Source organism: candidate division WOR-3 bacterium (genome assembly GCA_039803545.1).
GTDB lineage: Bacteria > Hydrothermota > Hydrothermia > UBA1063 > UBA1063 > UBA1063.
In genome coordinates this window covers 860,329-877,335 of record JBDRYS010000001.1, presented here as the reverse complement: position 1 = coordinate 877,335, position 17,007 = coordinate 860,329, and the positions used below count along the sequence as shown (strand labels likewise).

At 41.5% G+C, this 17,007-nt stretch carries 13 protein-coding genes and 1 riboswitch; of the genes, 7 read left to right on the top strand and 6 right to left on the bottom strand.

From position 1 onward, the window contains the following. Nucleotides 1–340 precede the first annotated feature (340 nt). Nucleotides 341–4,483 (bottom strand): SBBP repeat-containing protein, encoded by a 4,143-nt coding sequence (locus tag ABIM45_03980; protein MEO0239069.1) that lies wholly within the window; start codon nucleotides 4,481–4,483, stop codon nucleotides 341–343. 572 nt (nucleotides 4,484–5,055) lie between these two features. Here ABIM45_03980 and ABIM45_03975 point away from each other — a divergent pair. Beyond that, entirely contained in the window at nucleotides 5,056–5,529 is a 474-nt protein-coding gene (locus ABIM45_03975; protein ID MEO0239068.1) for a TspO/MBR family protein, read from the top strand. A gap of 7 nt (nucleotides 5,530–5,536) precedes the next feature. After that, a complete protein-coding gene (locus ABIM45_03970) occupies nucleotides 5,537–6,646 on the top strand; it encodes a glycosyltransferase family 2 protein (GenBank protein MEO0239067.1) in 1,110 nt (369 codons plus the stop codon). 11 nt (nucleotides 6,647–6,657) lie between these two features. Here the strand turns inward: ABIM45_03970 and ABIM45_03965 are convergent, their stop codons facing one another. The 4 genes from ABIM45_03965 to ABIM45_03950 form a co-directional block, all read right to left on the bottom strand. Then, nucleotides 6,658–7,089, bottom strand: a complete 432-nt coding sequence (locus ABIM45_03965; GenBank protein ID MEO0239066.1) for a hypothetical protein — start codon at nucleotides 7,087–7,089, stop codon at nucleotides 6,658–6,660. Between the two features lie 8 nt (nucleotides 7,090–7,097). Continuing rightward, nucleotides 7,098–8,105, bottom strand: coding sequence for a hypothetical protein (locus tag ABIM45_03960; GenBank protein ID MEO0239065.1), 1,008 nt, complete (start codon nucleotides 8,103–8,105; stop codon nucleotides 7,098–7,100). Between the two features lies 1 nt (nucleotide 8,106). Continuing rightward, nucleotides 8,107–9,768 carry a TonB-dependent receptor gene (locus tag ABIM45_03955; GenBank protein ID MEO0239064.1) on the bottom strand — a complete coding sequence of 554 codons (1,662 nt, stop codon included), beginning with the start codon at nucleotides 9,766–9,768 and terminating at the stop codon, nucleotides 8,107–8,109. A gap of 30 nt (nucleotides 9,769–9,798) precedes the next feature. After that, a riboswitch (cobalamin riboswitch) is annotated at nucleotides 9,799–9,986 on the bottom strand. Nucleotides 9,987–10,111: 125 nt separating this feature from the next. Beyond that, complete coding sequence (locus ABIM45_03950; GenBank protein MEO0239063.1) at nucleotides 10,112–10,588, bottom strand: nucleoside deaminase; 477 nt, start codon at nucleotides 10,586–10,588, stop codon at nucleotides 10,112–10,114. Between the two features lie 135 nt (nucleotides 10,589–10,723). Between ABIM45_03950 and cmk the strand changes: the two genes are divergently transcribed. The 5 genes from cmk to ABIM45_03925 are packed head-to-tail and all read left to right on the top strand — an operon-like array spanning nucleotide 10,724 to nucleotide 15,807. After that, a complete protein-coding gene (cmk, locus tag ABIM45_03945) occupies nucleotides 10,724–11,404 on the top strand; it encodes a (d)CMP kinase (GenBank protein ID MEO0239062.1) in 681 nt (226 codons plus the stop codon). Continuing rightward, nucleotides 11,405–12,016: a lysophospholipid acyltransferase family protein gene (locus ABIM45_03940; GenBank protein MEO0239061.1), complete on the top strand. Its 612-nt coding sequence runs from the start codon at nucleotides 11,405–11,407 to the stop codon at nucleotides 12,014–12,016. Next, the gene (locus tag ABIM45_03935) at nucleotides 12,003–12,884 is read left to right on the top strand and encodes a 4-hydroxy-3-methylbut-2-enyl diphosphate reductase (GenBank protein MEO0239060.1); all 882 of its coding nucleotides are present in this window, start codon (nucleotides 12,003–12,005) and stop codon (nucleotides 12,882–12,884) included. The genes ABIM45_03940 and ABIM45_03935 overlap by 14 nt, the downstream gene beginning before the upstream one ends. Continuing rightward, nucleotides 12,853–14,574 (top strand): 30S ribosomal protein S1, encoded by a 1,722-nt coding sequence (locus ABIM45_03930; GenBank protein ID MEO0239059.1) that lies wholly within the window; start codon nucleotides 12,853–12,855, stop codon nucleotides 14,572–14,574. The genes ABIM45_03935 and ABIM45_03930 overlap by 32 nt, the downstream gene beginning before the upstream one ends. A 21-nt stretch (nucleotides 14,575–14,595) precedes the next feature. Continuing rightward, complete coding sequence (locus ABIM45_03925) at nucleotides 14,596–15,807, top strand: MiaB/RimO family radical SAM methylthiotransferase (protein ID MEO0239058.1); 1,212 nt, start codon at nucleotides 14,596–14,598, stop codon at nucleotides 15,805–15,807. A 1-nt stretch (nucleotide 15,808) separates the two neighbouring features. Here ABIM45_03925 and ABIM45_03920 read toward each other — a convergent pair whose 3' ends face one another. Continuing rightward, entirely contained in the window at nucleotides 15,809–16,993 is a 1,185-nt protein-coding gene (locus tag ABIM45_03920; GenBank protein ID MEO0239057.1) for a glycosyltransferase family 4 protein, read from the bottom strand. Between the last annotated feature and the right edge of the window lie 14 nt (nucleotides 16,994–17,007).

Here is a 17,007-nt window from a genome sequence, read left to right as displayed (position 1 = left end):
TTTTATCCTATAAAAGTTTATGAAGGCACTATCGCCTTAAGGATTAAAGGCCAAAAATAGCAGGCAATCATCTCATAGAGGCAGAGTTAAGGCGGGAAATAAAGCATACGAATACTTAAGTTTCAAATAATGTTTAACAAAACTTGTTGTGAGAATGCAAAGGGAGCAAAGTTTAAGAACTGTTCATATTGATTTGCAGAGATGTAAAACCATTGGCTCCGATTGTTTTTTTACCATTTTGCGTTCACTTTAACGTCTAATTAAAAGGGCGGGGCTCCTTCAGAGCCCCGCCCAGGAATTGTAAAAATTGCTTTAAATTAGCTCAGGCTCTTTATGTTTCTTACTTAACTATAACAACCTTACCTCTATCTTTCATTAACGGCGTCTCAACCTCGTAGAAGTAAATCCCCGATCTTGGAACTTGAATCTCAAACTTTGTAAAACCGGAAGAAATGTTCTTGGTAATCGGTCCATAAGTCGGACGTCCAGTGATGTCATAGATGCTCAGTTTCACCTCAGTAGGCTGGGGAGAGCTGATATTCACTATAATTAAACTGCCTTTTGTGAATACTTTAATGTCGGGCTTTGTTACAACATCGTTCACACTGGTTGTTATTACTTTAAATCTGTAGCAGTTCCCTGGTGCATTAGCAGGGTCTGTTGCTTCATTACCCGCACTATCCGATGCCCATACATAGTAATAGACACTGTCACCCGCCTGTGAAACAGCGGGAATTTGTCCTTCGTATCTTCCATTACCTGAATTGTAATTCATCACAACCTCAACCCAGCTACTATCGGTAGACCTCTTATAGAAGAGTTTAACCACGTTAACTCCCGCTAAGTTATCTGCAGTTCTGGTTGAAATATAGAAAGGCCCCATGTAGGTCGTATCATGCCACACCGTTGTGCTTTCCATAACTGGTGGTGTTATATCCAATACAAAGCTGGCAGTAGTTGAGAAATTCCCTATGTTTTCTGCTAAATCTCTGGCCCTTACTTTCCAGTAATATCTTCCCCCTTGGAGGGTTAAAATAAGGGTGGTATCCTGAATAGTCGTATTGAGTGCAGTTGCAAAATTGGAAGTTGTATCAATGTAGAAGTCATAAACGACAGGTGCTGGCTTTTCTCCATCCTTTGACATCTTACTTACCCGAGTCCAGATAAAGGTTATAATTGTGTTCCTCAAATACTCTCCCACGGGTGTTACGAGGTTAGGAGTATTAGGTGCCGTCATATCAACTTCATAACTCCATACATTAGACCATTCGCTATAATTTCCTGCATTGTCCTTTGCCTTTACACGCCAGTAGTAGGTTCCTTCATTGAGATTGCTGATTGAATATGTCGTATCAGAGGTTAAATATGTGGTGGGATTGGTAAAGGAGGGATTATTGGCGAGTTGAATCTCATATTGATCCATACCGGATAGGTTGTCTTGTGAGCGATTCCAGATCAGGGTAACACTTGATGTGTTAAAGGCTGCGCCATTACTCGGGGATACAAGATTGGGAGCTGTAGGTGCTGTTCTGTCGATGGTAAACTTACGACTGCTGGACCATGCGCTGTAATTTCCTGCATTATCCTTAGCCCTCACACGCCAGTAGTAGGTTCCTTCATTGAGATTGCTGACTGAATATGTCGTATCAGAGGTTAAATATGTGGTGGGATTGGTAAAGGAGGGGTTATTGGCGAGTTGAATCTCATATTGACCCACACCGGATATGTAGTCTCGGGAGCGATTCCAAATCAAAGTTACGCTGGAAGTATTCAACATCGCATTGGTATCTGGGGACACAAGATTGGGAATTGTAGGTGCTGTTCTGTCGAGGGTAAAACTACGACTGCTGGACCATCCGCTATAATTTCCTGCATTGTCCTTCGCCCTCACGCGCCAGTAGTAGGTTCCTTCATTGCTGATTGAATATGTCGTATCAGAGGTTAAATATGAGGCGGGATTGGTAAAGGAGGGGTTATTGGCGAGTTGAATCTCATATTGATCCATACCGGATAGGTTGTCTTGGGAGCGATTCCAGATTAGGGTAACACTTGATGTGTTAAAGGCTGCGCCATTACTTGGAGACACAAGATTGGGAACTGTAGGTGCTGTTCTGTCGAGGGTAAAACTACGACTGCTGGACCATCCGCTATAATTTCCTGCATTATCCTTCGCCCTCACGCGCCAGTAGTAGGTTCCTTCATTGAGATTGCTGACTGAATATGTCGTATCAGAGGTTAAATATGTGGTGGGATTGGTAAAGGAGGGATTATTGGCGAGTTGAATCTCATATTGATCCATACCGGATAGGTTGTCTTGGGAGCGATTCCAGATTAGGGTAACACTTGATGTGTTAAAGGCTGCGCCATTACTCGGGGACACAAGATTGGGAACTGTAGGTGGGGTTTTATCCAGCTCAAACAGTGAGGCAGTCCAGGAAGTAGAATCAGAGGTATTTGAGGCCACAGCTCTTACCCTCCAGTAGTAAATTCCATCGGAAAGGTTAACACTATAGCTGGTATCAGCAGTCAAATATGTATTAGATGGGTTAAAATTACTGTTTGTGCTAATCTGAAGTTGATAACGGTTGTAACCACCAAAGATTTTAAAGGTCTTCCACACAAAATTAACTGGCGAAGTATTAATAATCTGTAGGGGGCCGGGGAATACTAAAGTAGGACCATCCCCTGTCATAAATTTCAGAAGGAAGGCGTCTGAATAGCCATTATTATTTTGTTGGTAGTAAGCCCCATATGGATTGTAAACAGGAAAATCGGTAGAATGAGTATTACCCGCCACATAAACATTACCATATAGGTCCGTCGCTACAGAATTGGCAGAATCATTATAATTTCCCCCATAATAAGTAGCCCATAACCTCATTCCACTGGAATAGAATTTGAGAATGAAGGCATCAGTATAATTAATAGATCCACCTCCAATTGTCCCCTGATAGTAAGCACCACCGCCTGGATAGTAAACAGGAAAATTGGTAGAACGAGTCCACCCCACCACATAAACATAACCCTGTGGGTCTGTCGCTACAGAATGGGCAAAATCATCACCACTTCCCCCATAATAAGTAGCCCATAGCCTTACTCCACTGGAATTGAATTTGAGTATGAAGGCATCAGAAGTATCAGCCATACTTCCCTGATAGTAAGCACCACCACCTGGATTGTAAACAGGAAAATTGGTAGAACCAGTCTGCCCCACCACATAAACATTACCCTGTGGGTCTGTCGCTACAGAAAAGGCCTCCTCCCACAAACCACTTCCCCCATAATAAGTAGCCCATCGCCTTACTCCACTGGAATTGAATTTGAGTATGAAGGCATCATAACCACCAGCATTATTTCCCTGATAGTAAGCACCACCTCCTGGATTGTAAATAGGAAAATCGGTAGAACGAGTCCACCCCACCACATAAACATTACCCTGTGGGTCTGTCGCTACAGAATTGGCCCAATCATAATCACTTCCCCCATAATAAGTAGCCCATAATCTTACTCCACTGGAATTGAATTTGAGTATGAAAGCATCAGAATACCCAGCGTTACTTCCCTGATAGTAAGCACCACCATCTGGATTTGAAACAGGAAAATCGTCAGATTCAGTCCAACCCACCACATAAACATTACCCTGTGGGTCTGTCGTTATGGAATGGGCCCAATCAATTATATTTCCCCCATAATAAGTAGCCCATAATCTCCCCAAGGGTGGGTCTATGACAAGATTTTCATTCCTCCTCCAGCCTCTTACATCGTAGGCCAAAAGCCCATCATCAAAAACATAGTTCACCTTCACCCTTTTATCACCCTCATAAGCATAAATACTACCATCAAGAATATCTCCCACCGGCGTGGATAAAATGATCTCACTTCCATCATCACTTAACTTTACATCTGCCCACTTCACCTTTAGTTTTATTTCATCAGGATTACCTTCAGGCTTTACTACAAACTCATGGTGTAAGTTCCCATCGGCATCATACCTGAAGACCCAGTCTATACCAGGATAAACATCCTTGACTCTTACAACCCTGTAAGTCTTTAGATTTGTTATCCCCTCAGGACAACCGGGAAGATAGTAGTTCACATAACCCGGTAGTTCATCTTCAAAGACAATCTTTGAGTTATCAATGTTTCCACCCACCAGTTCAAGATCAACACGAGCATAATTTAAAGGGGAAGAATCTTCTTTATTGAGCCTCTCTTTCAAATCGAAGCCTTCGAAAGAATTTAATTCTTCATTAGTTTTTGAGTAAATCACATAACTGACACCATCTTTCTTGAAGAACAAATTGAGTCCCGGAGCTTTTGTTGAGAAGATGATGTCCTTTACAGGTTTGCCTTCGAAGTCCTGCACCTGGCCGTAGTTTGGTTCAAAGCCCCTGTAGGCCTTTATCAGTTCTTGAGTGGGAATATAGGCCCATAGGGGCAATGACACCACTATTACATACACTATGTACCTTAGAGGCCTCATCTTTCAACCTCCTTTTTGCCTCTCTATCTCAAACTAAAGCTCGGGAACACAGGGCTAAAGTTCAAGATAGTAATCATAATATACAATAAGTTGAAAAATTTGTCAAGAGTTCGGCGTTCCTCAAAATTAATCTACTTGAAATGGGATTGTTTAATCAGAAATATCAAAATAATAAAACGGCGACCACACTGCATTCTTTTGTTCTTACAACAAGGAGGAACGCAATGTAGTCATAGCAAATGAAGATGGCGAGAGACACAAAGTAAACGGGAGAGAGGTAAAGTGGGAATGAGATAGCGGCGCAGTTAAACGGGTGTTAAAAGTTGAAGGTGTAGGCGAAGAATCGGGAAAAGTTATTGGGTTTGAGAAATAACATAAGGATAGTAAAATTGACAGAAGCAATAATCAAACTAAAAAGGGAGCTTGACAAGGCCTAAAGCAAGAAAAAGAGCCTCAAAGGGGAATCAGAACTAAAATACAAGATCATGCAATTAGGCTTAATTTTGAGGGGTTGAGATTTTGCTTTTTCATTTTCATGATTATAAAATTTTTCAAAATTAAAAAGGGGTGAAATGTCAAAAGTTTTAAAATTAATAGTATCCCTTGCAATACCGTTAATTGTTGGTTTTGTTGGGAGTATCTTCACGTCAACCTCCGTTAATACATGGTATAAGGAGATAAACAAGCCATCTTTCACTCCGCCGAATTGGCTTTTTGCTCCTGCGTGGACTTTACTTTTCATTCTTATGGGGCTGGCTTTTTATTTCGCCTGGCTAAAGGGATTTGGTGGCAATCCTTCTCTGTGCATAGGTGTTTTCGCAGTCCAGCTCCTTTTGAACTTCTTGTGGTCAATCCTATTCTTTGGACTTAAAGCACCATTATACGCTTTCGTCGAAATTGTATTTCTTTGGGTTGCTATTCTCATAAACGTAATCGTATTTTTCCGTGTATCAAGGGTTTCCGGCTATCTTCTTCTTCCATATATCCTATGGGTGAGCTTTGCCTCTGCTTTAAATCTCGGGGTAGTACTTCTGAATAAGTTCTAACCCCCCCTTGTTTGACCTTAGCGCTTTTGTTCTCGAAGGGCTGCAGAGCGTTTTTTTCTTTTCACTTGCGTTATGGGCTTTAATAAGAGTACTCAGATTTTTCAGCAGGTGTCGGGCACCATCGAATGGGGTTAAATCGATTTCCATTATAATACCGGCGAGGAATGAAGAGAGAAGGTTGCCGAAACTACTGAATTCAATTAGATACCAGACTGTGAAACCGTTGGAAGTGATAGTGGTGAATGACGATTCCAGTGATGCTACCGCGGAAGTAGCCGAAAGATATGGTGCGAAGGTACTCAATGTGAAACCGCCTCAAGGATGGTTAGGAAAGAGTTTTGCATGCTATGCAGGAGCGAAATCAGCACAGGGTGAGATCTTGCTGTTCCTGGATGCTGATGTGATCTTAGCACCTGAGTTCCTCGAAAGATTTGGAGGCCATATTGGAGAAAATACGGTTTTATCCATTCAACCTTACCACATTCTGGAAGATTTTTATGAGCATTTTTCCCTATTGTTTAACCTAATTGCTGTGCTTGGGATAGATGCAAGGAAAAAGAAAAATTGTACGTTTAAAACGAAGGGTCTCTTCGGGCCCTGCATATTTTTCCCAAGGCGCTTATATGAAGAGACAGGAGGCCATCTACTTGCAAGAAGTAGCATTATTGAGGACATGGATATGGGAATCTCTCTTGCGGAGAAAGGTGTGAATCTTTTATCTTTGCCTCACAACGGTCTGATCAGCTTTCGAATGTACCCGGAAGGGATACGAAGTTTAATATTTGGATGGATGAAGAATTTTGCTACGGGAGCAAGTCGCTCTTCCTTTTTTACAATATTACAGGTTTTTGGAATTGTAGCTACATCTTTCAACTGCTTGAAAGGAATTTTTGAGAATCTAAATTCGCCTTTGTTGTTCGGGTACACGCTGCTATACGTTGTTTTCTTAGGTCTTGTCTATGTGGCTGCGACAAAACTTGGGTCATTCAAATGGTGGGACACCATTATGTGGCCTTTACATGTAACTTTTTTTGTGGTTGTGTTTCTCTTGTCTCTGGTTTTAAGATTTCTGCACATACCCATTCCTTGGCGCGGGAGAAAAGTTTACCCATCTTGAAATATCTTCTGCTAACCAATGCTCTTCGAGTCCCTGATTTCCATATACCGTAAATGTTTCTTGAGATACTGCAATACGAATTTTTTAGTATGGGGTAATATGCAATTGGAGCAATCCCAGTAACCATATTCATTTCTTAGGCCATAGGGAGAATTGATTTTGCACCCACCGAATTCCTTCCTTTCTTCATCCCAGAGGTCATAGTCGTAGTAAGGACATCCACAAAAAAAGCAAATAAGCTCTTCTTCGGACACTTCGTGGCATCTTTCATTGGTTTTGTAAAGAGGGCAGAAATCGGGCTCCAGCACTTTCATATTCTTGTAAGTGAAATAGTCTGCTATTTGCTGCGGATTTTCAAGGTGGTTTTTCTTCACGATTTCTGCCCTCTTTTTTGTAAACTCCTTGAACCACTTCTGGAGCGGATTTTCAAAGTCAGGTATCACTATTTCTCCTATTCTCTAAAGATACCGATGGGTCCTACACCTTTTGCAAGTCCCGCATTTATGGAATTATAAACAATGTTGCTATCAGGGTCCACAAAGAAGATGTAGTTGGAATCAGATGCATTAAAGACGGATACAAGGCCTGTATTCCCGTCCTTGATAATCCTTGATGCCCCATAAACTATCATCACCGTGTCAATGAGGCTGTTATTTCTTATTCTAAAGATGCCATTCATAAAGTCGGTGAATAATACAGTTCCATTGGAGAACACTTCAAAGTCACTTGGGTAGAAGTTTACTTTAATGGAATCTTCGATAGCAAGAGTTGAAGGGTTAATGATATATAAGGCACCCGTGTTCCCGGCGTAATCTCCGGTGCAACATACCCATATTTTGTTATCTCTAATTTTTACTATCTGTGGGTTTTTACCAACTTTCACGGAGTCCTTGGAAAATCCTGCTTTGGTCTTTGTGACTACATACAGGTAACCATCACCGTAGGTATAATCTTGAATATTGAATCCAGTGGATGCCACCAGGATTTTTCCGTTAAATGCAGTTATACCCTCGGGCCATTTACCTACTGTAAAGGAATCTATGGGAAGAAAATTCTGGTTTAATACATAAACCATGTTGTTTGCCGCTAAGGTCACATAGAAATTTCCATTCATATATGCAGTGGAATACGGGTTGGAACCTGTAGGAAGTGGTTTTCTTGATAGAATCTTCATCTGGGAGAGGTCGATTATGTCAAGGGCTGGAATACCTTGAAATCCTGAGTTTACAATAATTCCGGTGGTTCCGAGGATTAAAAGGTCGTTAGGTGTTCTCCCTGTAGTTATTACATCTTCGTAGAGGGTATCTTTGTCTAAGTCGTAAAAGGAAACCGTTTCAGAGAGTGTATTTACAATTACAAGGTAGTTTTTGAGTTCAGGAACATATTCCTCCGCCTTTCTACAGGCGATAAGGCTGAACAGGACAGCGACTATTATTATGGTTACTGTTTTTTTGAGCATACTACATCCTCCTGTTTACTGAGATTTCAAAGAATAGCTCCCGGCCGGGGAGGGGATATCCCCTTACAATTTCATAATTTTTATTCAAAAGGTTTTCTACGCCTGCTCTTATTGCAAAATTTTGACCTCCTAAAGTAAAACTTTTCTCCATGGAAAGATTTATCATCCAGACAGGAGGTAGCATTTTTGTACTATTTGGCCTCTCGGGGCGTTTACCTATGTAACTGAGTTCTATCTTAGTAGGTCCCATTCCGAGGCTGCTGCTTAAGGTCAGATTTGGCCTGTAGATAAAGGGCGTACCGTTTAATCGGGAGTCCTGTAAATTTAGACTGAACTCTGCATAAATGAGGTCATTCCGAGGTTTAAAAACCGCCTCAAGCCCTGCGCCTTTATGGGACAAAGACGCAAAATTTTTAGGCACGTATTTATCTTCCTGAACCCATAAGATTCCGTTGTTTATTTTTTTAAAGAATACAAAGAGGTTAAGGTAAAATTTTGGCGATACCTTTCGAAGACCAGCATCGATGTTGAAAGACCTTTCTGGTTTTAGTTCTGGATTTCCCCTTGCGAAGTTATCCTCAGGCCAGTAAAGTTCATTTAGGGTCGGATTGCGGTGATTTAAGGAGACTGTCAAAAAACTGAAAAGGTCAAATTTTAGATTATTGCTTAAGGAGATCGAAGGATTGGGGAAGAGGGTTTTAAAGGTTGGGTTGTAAATAAGGTTTATTGTCGCAATTAGCTCAGTCTTTTGAGTCAACATCCTTTTAATGCCTAAGATGCCAAAAATTTCAGGAATGATGTGATTTCCTATTTTTGTGGAGTTTGCACCATATAAATTTGCACCTGTTTCTACCTCTTTTCCCTTTATAACTCCTCTAAGGAAAAGGGTTTTGTGAAAGTCTGACGTGCTTGAGGATGTGTAAGTTTGCGAAGTGTAATTGGAGGAAAGTTGGAGGTTGCATTTCTTAAGAGAGAAATTAAAGTTTGAGCCAGCGGATAGCTCATTCCTTTCTCCCGTGGATAAACTACCGAGGGGGCCGGGGGCACCAGCCTTTCTTTTAATAACTAATACGGTTCCTTGACTGAATTTCGCTAAAAAACCCGTTTTTTCATCGTGGGTATTTTTTACCCAGAGGGTAACCTTTTCATATTCAATAGGAAAGCTATCGGTGAAGGTCTCGTGAAAAACAGTAAGGGAAAGGCCCTTAAAGGGTCCAATACCGAGTTTTAGTTCTTTTCTAAGATTTGAAACCTTTACTTCAAGTGGGTTTTTCAAAGGGATTAAATTTATTGCGCCTCCGATCCCTGCAAGGCCGCTAAAAGGGCTTGAGCTATGGATGACTTCTGCGATGCCGATGAGGTTTGCTGGGATTAATGACAGTTCCTGATACCCCAGCATGGGATTTATGAGAGGAATCCCGTCAAAAAACACTAAGTTTTCTTCCGGTGAAGTACCTCCTAAGGATGGCGAGTAGATATTGTACCCTTTGAATACCAAAAGATTGGAATAGATAGGGGTCGAATAAAAGGCTAAGGATTTTATGGAATAGTTGTAAGGGACTCTGAAGTTTGAAAGGAGATTGTCAACGTAGGCATAACTGTAAATTGTGTCTTTAATTTCAAAAAATGGCAGAAAAGATACAAATAAAAGCAAAAACTCCATTTAATCCTCCTTCCCCACACCCCGGGGGCGGGTTTCAGCCTATCCGGATTCGGGTCTCCCGGCTCGTGGCACCTTCCTCGCCTTCCCAGAGAAAGAGCTTGCACCCTTTTCTCCAGTGGCCTTTTGAGGAAGGCCTTTTGCCACTCACGGTTGCGGGGGCAGCGTGGGATTTTCACCCAACTTCCCCTCACCCGGACAATTCCAAAGAGCGTCAAAATTATACAAGATCAGGTCTGGATGTCAAAGAATCTTTTTAGATGGATAAGATGGACGACATAAACTTTAATCTTGAAGGTTTTAGGTATGAAAAATAGCTTTTTCTTTTAGCGAGCTTCGCTTATATTTAGTAAGGGATTTTGTCTTCCTTTTTAATCCAGACCTCGAAGGCCTTGTTCTTCTCAGGGATGTCCAGTTTGATCATTTTAATTTTTCTATCTTCTGGCCTCTTGCAAATTTCTTCATAGAATTCAAGGTCGTCAAAACCTGCATTTTTGGCGTCTTCTCGAGTCGCTGCGTAGTAAATTTTATCTATCCTTGCCCAGTAGATGGCACCAAGGCACATAGGACAAGGTTCGCAAGAGGTGTAGATTTCAGTACCCTGAAGATTAAAGGTGTTTAAGTTTTTTGCAGCGTCGCGGATTGCAACTATTTCAGCATGGGCGGTAGGGTCATTTATCGAGGTAACAAGGTTTGTGCCTTTTCCGACTATTTTTCCGTCTTTGACAATAATTGCAGCAAAGGGCCCACCACGCCCTTCTTTAACATTATTTTCAGCCATCTCAAGAACTATCTTCATGAACTCGATATCTTCTTTTTTCATATTCCGCGTCCTTTTTGAAAGCATAAAATATTAAAGCAATTGTTCCGTACTAAGGATGGTATTTTAGAAATTTTGAACTTACTTTTTTATTCCCTTTCATTGATTGCACGCGGCTTGTTAATTATACTTTTAGCGATGAAAATCAATCTTAAAATAGCTATAGATGGTCCAGCCGGTGCCGGAAAGACAACCACTGCAAAATTGGTTGCAAAGGCTCTGGGTTTACTCCCTGTGGACACCGGAGCGATGTACAGAGCGGTTGCCCTTGCGGTATTGAGGAAAGGGATAGACCCTACAAAAGGTGAGGAGGTTAAAAAAATCATCGACGAGGTGAAAATCGAGCAAAAAGTGATAAATGATGAGGTCCGAACTTACCTCAATGGAGAGGATGTATCTGAAGCCATAAGAACCCCGGAAGTTGATAAGGTGGTATCGATTATTTCAGCTTATCCCTTTGTTAGGAAAAAGATGGTTGAACTACAGAGGAGTATGGCTCAGAAAGGTGGTGTTGTAATTGAAGGTAGGGACATCGGGACAGTGGTTCTCCCTGATGCTGACCTCAAAGTTTATATGGAGGCTTCTCCAGAAGAAAGGGCAAGGAGGCGGCTTAAAGAGTTGGAATCAAAAGGCATTAAAGCGGATTTCAGCAAAATTCTGGAGGAAATTAAGAGACGTGATGAGATGGATTCAACGAGGGATTACGCCCCTTTGAAAATCCCTGATGATGCCTTTATATTAGATACAACAAATCTTTCTATTGAAGAGCAGGTAGATTTGATTCTAAAGGAGGTAAAGAGGCGTTTTGGCCTTTCTTAGATGAGTTTCAAGTGGATTTTAGCAAAGATTATCCTTTACATTCCTTTTAAGTTCATATTTAGGCTCAGGGTGTATGGAAGTCATAATGTACCAAGGAAAGGTCCCTGTATTATTTGCGTTAACCATACCTCTTTTTGGGATCCACCCTTTGTTGGATTTGCATCTCCAAGAGAACTTCATTTCCTTGCGAAGAGAGAGCTTTTTGAGAATGTGAAGGCTTTTGGAATGCTGATTTCGTTCTATAATGCAATACCCATTGACCGAGAAAACTCCCTTTCTGGTTTGAAAAGGGCTATGAATCTTCTTAAAGAAGGTAAAGCATTAGTCATTTTTCCTGAAGGCACAAGGAACCGCACAAAAAACAAATTTTTGCTACCTTTAAAGGAGGGGGCGGCCCTTTTGTCCTTGAAAATGAACGCACCGATAATTCCTGCTTATCTATTTGAGAGCAAAGGGAATGTGCTGGATTGGATAACGGGAAAGAGAAAACTAAGAATAAGGTTTGGAAAGGCTTTACTTCCAGATGCTTATAAAAGGAATTCTGATGATCCCGTAAAGGACCTGACAAAAGATATAGAGTGGAGGATGAGGGAGCTATATGCCAGAGGTTAAACTAACCGAAGAATACGGTTTTTGCTTTGGAGTTAAAAGGGCTCTTGAGATAGCGAGAAGAAGTTTGAGAGAAGGTAAAAAGTTTGACAGTCTCGGGCCCATTATTCATAACGAGTACGTGGTTGATGAGTTGAAGAAGGAAGGTGTTGAGGTAATAAATAGTATTGAGGATAGTAAGAAGAATCTTGTTCTTATAAGGACCCATGGTGTTCCTCCGGAGATATACGAAAAGGCGAAGTCCCTCGGTAAGGAGTTGATAGATTGTACCTGTCCTTTTGTTTCCAATGCACAGAAGTGGGCGAAAAAGTTTTATGAAGAAGGTTATGTTGTTATTGTAGTGGGCAAGAAGGACCACCCGGAGGTTGTTGGAATTGTCGGTCATACTGAAGGGAAGGCTATTGTGGTTTCTTCCTCACAGGAATTGGATGTCAATCTTATAAGGAATAAGAAAGTTGGGGTTGTTGCACAAACAACATCAAGGCTTGACATGATTCAAGATGTTATGAATAGGCTTGTTGAAGAGGCCAGTGAAGTTCGTTTTGCCAACACCCGTTGCAATACAACACAAAAAAGGCAGGAGCAGGTTGAGAGGCTATCCAAGGAAGTGGACGTGATGGTTATTGTCGGTGGGAAAAACAGTTCTAATACCAGAAGACTTTATGAAATTGCTTCAAAGAATTGCAAGAAGGCTTATCTTGTTTCATCTCCTGATGAAATATCAGGGGATTGGTTTTATAATGTTAACTCTATCGGAGTTTCAGGTGGGGCTTCAACACCCCCTGAGATGGTAGAAGAGGTTTATGAGAAAATAAAAAATCTTTTGGGAGGAGGAGGATATGGCGGAGGAAAAGTTGATGCAAGACAGTGAGTTCGAAGAACTCTTGCAAAAAAGTATAGTGGTGCCGAGGGAAGGGGAAATTGTAAAGGGTACCATTGTAAAAGTAACACCACAGGAAGTTTTCATAGACATAGGTACAAAGTCAGAAGGTGTTTGCCCCAGGGTTGAGTTTAAAGAGCCAGATATCAAGCCAGGGGACGTGGTTTATGTATACATTGATGCCATTGACGGGAAAGATGGCAGGACCATTGTTTCCAAGCATAAAGCTGATTTTCTAATGGTTTGGGATAGGATTAACGAGGCCTATAAGAATGAGGAGATCATTGAGGCGAAAGTTCTAAGGCAAATAAAGGGTGGACTCATCGTTGAGGTTTTTGGAGTGGATGCCTTTTTGCCCGGTTCACAGATTGACGTAAAGAAGGTTAAGAACATCGGTTCCTTTGTAGGGAAGACGATCCAGGTTAAAATCATTAAACTCAACAGGCAGAGGAAGAATATCGTAGTTTCGAGGAAAGAGGTAATAGAGGCTGAACTCGAAAATCAAAAAATGAAACTTATGTCCATGAAAGTTGGTGATACTTTAGAGGGAGTTGTGAAAAATATCACCGATTTTGGGGTCTTTGTGGATGTTGGCGGTGTAGATGGCTTGATTCACATTTCTGATCTTTCCTGGACAAGAGTTGAAGACATCCATAGCATAGTGAAACCGGGTGACGTAATTAAGGTAAAGGTTCTGGACATAGACTATGAAAATAACAGGTTATCTTTGGGATACAAACAACTTCAGCCCCATCCCTTTGAAAAAGTTGCGAGCAAGTATCCCCTGGGTTCGCTCCACAAGGGAATCGTCAAAAAGATTTTGGACTTTGGTGTCATCGTTGAACTGGAACCCGGCGTTGAAGGCCTTGTTCACATAACGGAGATGAGGTGGGGAAAGCCTCCTGTCCATCCATCTGAGATGGTAAAGGAAGGCGATAAAGTCGATGTGGTGGTCCTTAATGTTGATGTGGAAAAACAGAGGATTTCACTGGGAATGAAGCAAGCTACTCCAGACCCCTGGTCCATGATTGACGAAAAATATCCCGTGGGTAGCATTGTAAAGGGCACTATTAAAGATTTTGACAGCCAGGGTGCCTTTGTAGAGCTGGAAGATGGGATTCAGGGTTATCTCCATGTTGGCGATATTTCCTGGACTAAGAGGTATAAATCGCCAGAGGAAGCCCTTAGACGGGGTCAGAAGCTACGCTTCAAGGTTCTTGCTACGGATAAGAAGGGAAGGATGGTTATGCTCAGTCTTAAGCATACAAGGCCCAATCCATGGGAGGAAATAGAGAAGACCCTGCTTCCAGGAACGGAAATCAAAGCAGTGGTTACTGAGATTACTGACAGAGGAATATATGTTGAAATACAAGGAGCACTTGAAGGTTTCGTACCTGTCAATCAGCTAAATAGAAAGGGCAATCCTGCCGAGGTTTATCAGGTTGGAGAGGAATTGAATCTAAAAGTGTTCAAGGTAGAACCTGCGAAGAAGAGAATTTTACTTTCTGAAAGAGAGTTTTACAGGGCGAAAGAAAAACAGGAAGCGGCTGCAAAGGCTGAAGAGGCAGTAACCCCAACCTTTAAATCTGAACCCGTGAGACTCAACCTTGGAGAGATTTTAAGACAGGAACTCCAGAAACTTGAAGAACTGAAGAATATAATGGAAGAGCCCGAGGAGTAGAAAAGTAGGTCTTTAGAGCCTTTGAAGTTCTTTATAAAGTCTTTTGGATGTAGATTAAATCAGTATTACGCAGACTATTTTGCTAATTCGGTAGTTGAGAGCGGCTTTGAGATCGTTAAAGAAGAGCGAGAGGCTGATGTAGTAGCTATTGCAAGTTGTGTAGTTACCCACAGAGCCGAGAGAGATTTAAGACATTATGTAAGCCATATAAAACGCTTAGTCCCCAAGGCGAAAATTGTGGTTTTTGGTTGTTATCCTAAATACGGAAAAGAGGTTGATGCGGACGTTGCAGGAGAACTGAGGGAGATTCTGAAAGTTCTCAATTTAAAGGACCCCGGTCATTTAGTTAGGCCTTTTTTGAGAGTCAGGGAAAATGTGAGGGTTCAAGAAGGTTGTAACTTCCGCTGTTCCTATTGCGTTGTGCCTTTCGTGAGAGGTCCCTCTCGATCAAGGCCTGAGGATGAGATCTTAAAGGAAATAGAGAGTTTGTATGCGAGTGGCGTTGTTGAGATAGTGCTTACTGGCATTCAAACGGGGGCCTGGGGTCGTGAATGGGGAGATAGGCTTTCAAATTTGATTTTAAGGATTAAGGATCATTTTCCAGAGCTGAGGTTAAGACTCTCTTCCATTTCACCGATTCATATCGACGAAGGCGTAATAGAACTTTTGAAGGCAAAAATTGTATTGCCTCATTTGCATCTTCCAATGCAGCACGGGTCAGAGAAGGTCCTTAAGGAGATGAAAAGACCTTATAAATTGAGTTATTATGTGAACCTTGTAGAGAAGCTCGTGAGCAATGTTCCTGAAATTGCCATCGGGTCCGACATTATAGTGGGTTTTCCCACGGAGACCGATGAGGATTTTGAGGAATCGATTAGATTGATTGAGGAACTTCCCTTTGCTTATCTTCATGTCTTTGAATTTTCAAGGAGGGAAAAGACGGAGGCTTATTTTATGAAGCCTTTACCCTCTGCGGTGGTGAGAAGAAGAAAGAATATTCTCTTGCCCATCGCAAGGCGAAAGAAGCTGGGGTTTTTAAGGAAGAACCTTGGAAAAGAAATCTTCTGTGTAATCGAAAGGGAAGAGGATGGGTTTTTTGAAGCCACCACCGACAATTATATTAAGGTCAAAATCCGTAGCGACAACTTGAAAATTGGAGAGGTGAGGAGGATAAAATTAATTTCTATTAATGAAGATAATGCTACCATGGTGGGAGAAGTTGTAGAAGGTTGATTTAACTTTTGTAAACTTTTTCCATTTTTTCTACTATCTTTTCCCACGAGAAGTTTTCAAGGATGTGTTTTTGCCCCTCTTCAACGAGTCTTTGCCTGAGCTCTGGGTTTTCAATAAGTAAGGTGATTTTTCTTGCCAGGTCCTCGTGGTCACCAGGCTCGAAAAGGAGTCCCGTTTTTCCATCTATGATAATATCGGGAATGCCTCCAACCTTCGAGCCAATAACGGGAATACCATATGAAAGGGCTTCAATTAGAACCACTCCTAAACCCTCCGTTTCGCCCGTCTTAGTTATTATAGATGGTAGGACAAAGATCATTGCCTGTTCGTAGATTTCAAGCAGAGGTTGTCCGATTAAGAAGCCCTTAAAATGGACCTTTTTATCAAGTTTTAATTCTTGGACGAGCTTGACAAGTTCTGACTTCTGGGGGCCGTCTCCCACGATTAATAATTTGGAAGATGGGAATTTTTCACTAACTTTAGCGAAAGCTTTTATTAGTACCGGAACCCCTTTGACTTCGACAAGTCTTCCAACGAAGAGGATGTTTATTTCGTCTTTTCTTTTGTATGGCCTAATTTCAGAAGAGTGAGGGTTGGAAAGGGGGATTATCTCTATTTTTTTCTTGATCCCCAGGCTAACGAGTCTACTTTTGTTAAAGGAAGAGTTTGTTATCACATGATCAGAGAAGATATTGATTAGACAGATGAAAGCTGTCCTGGTGATTTTGCTAAGTTTTTCCAGCATGCCGATTTCTGACCCGTGGAATTGGGCGATGATCTTCGAATTCTGAAAAATCTTAAAGGGGATAGCGAAAATTATGTGGGGCATGGGCCAGTGTACGTGGACTATTTTGAAACGTTTTGAGAAGGAAAGGTAGATGGCATTGGTTAGCCCCAAAAAGATATATAAGAGCGTTAAAAATTTGTAAATTGGGCCCTGTTTTAGTCTTTCGTAAACGCCGGTGTCGTGGGTAAGGAACTCTATCTTTTTGGGGGCATATCTGAAACGATAGACGTTAAACCCTTTATACTTTCTTTGTTTTAGTCCCTTATATGATGATGTGAAAACCGTGAACTTAAAGCCACGTTTTTCCAGGTGCTCCATAAGCTTCACAAGCCAGGGAGTGATTACATCTTCTTCATTTCTGGGGAAGGCGGTGCTGACAACAAGGACCTCTTTTTCCATCGCTTTTAGAATTA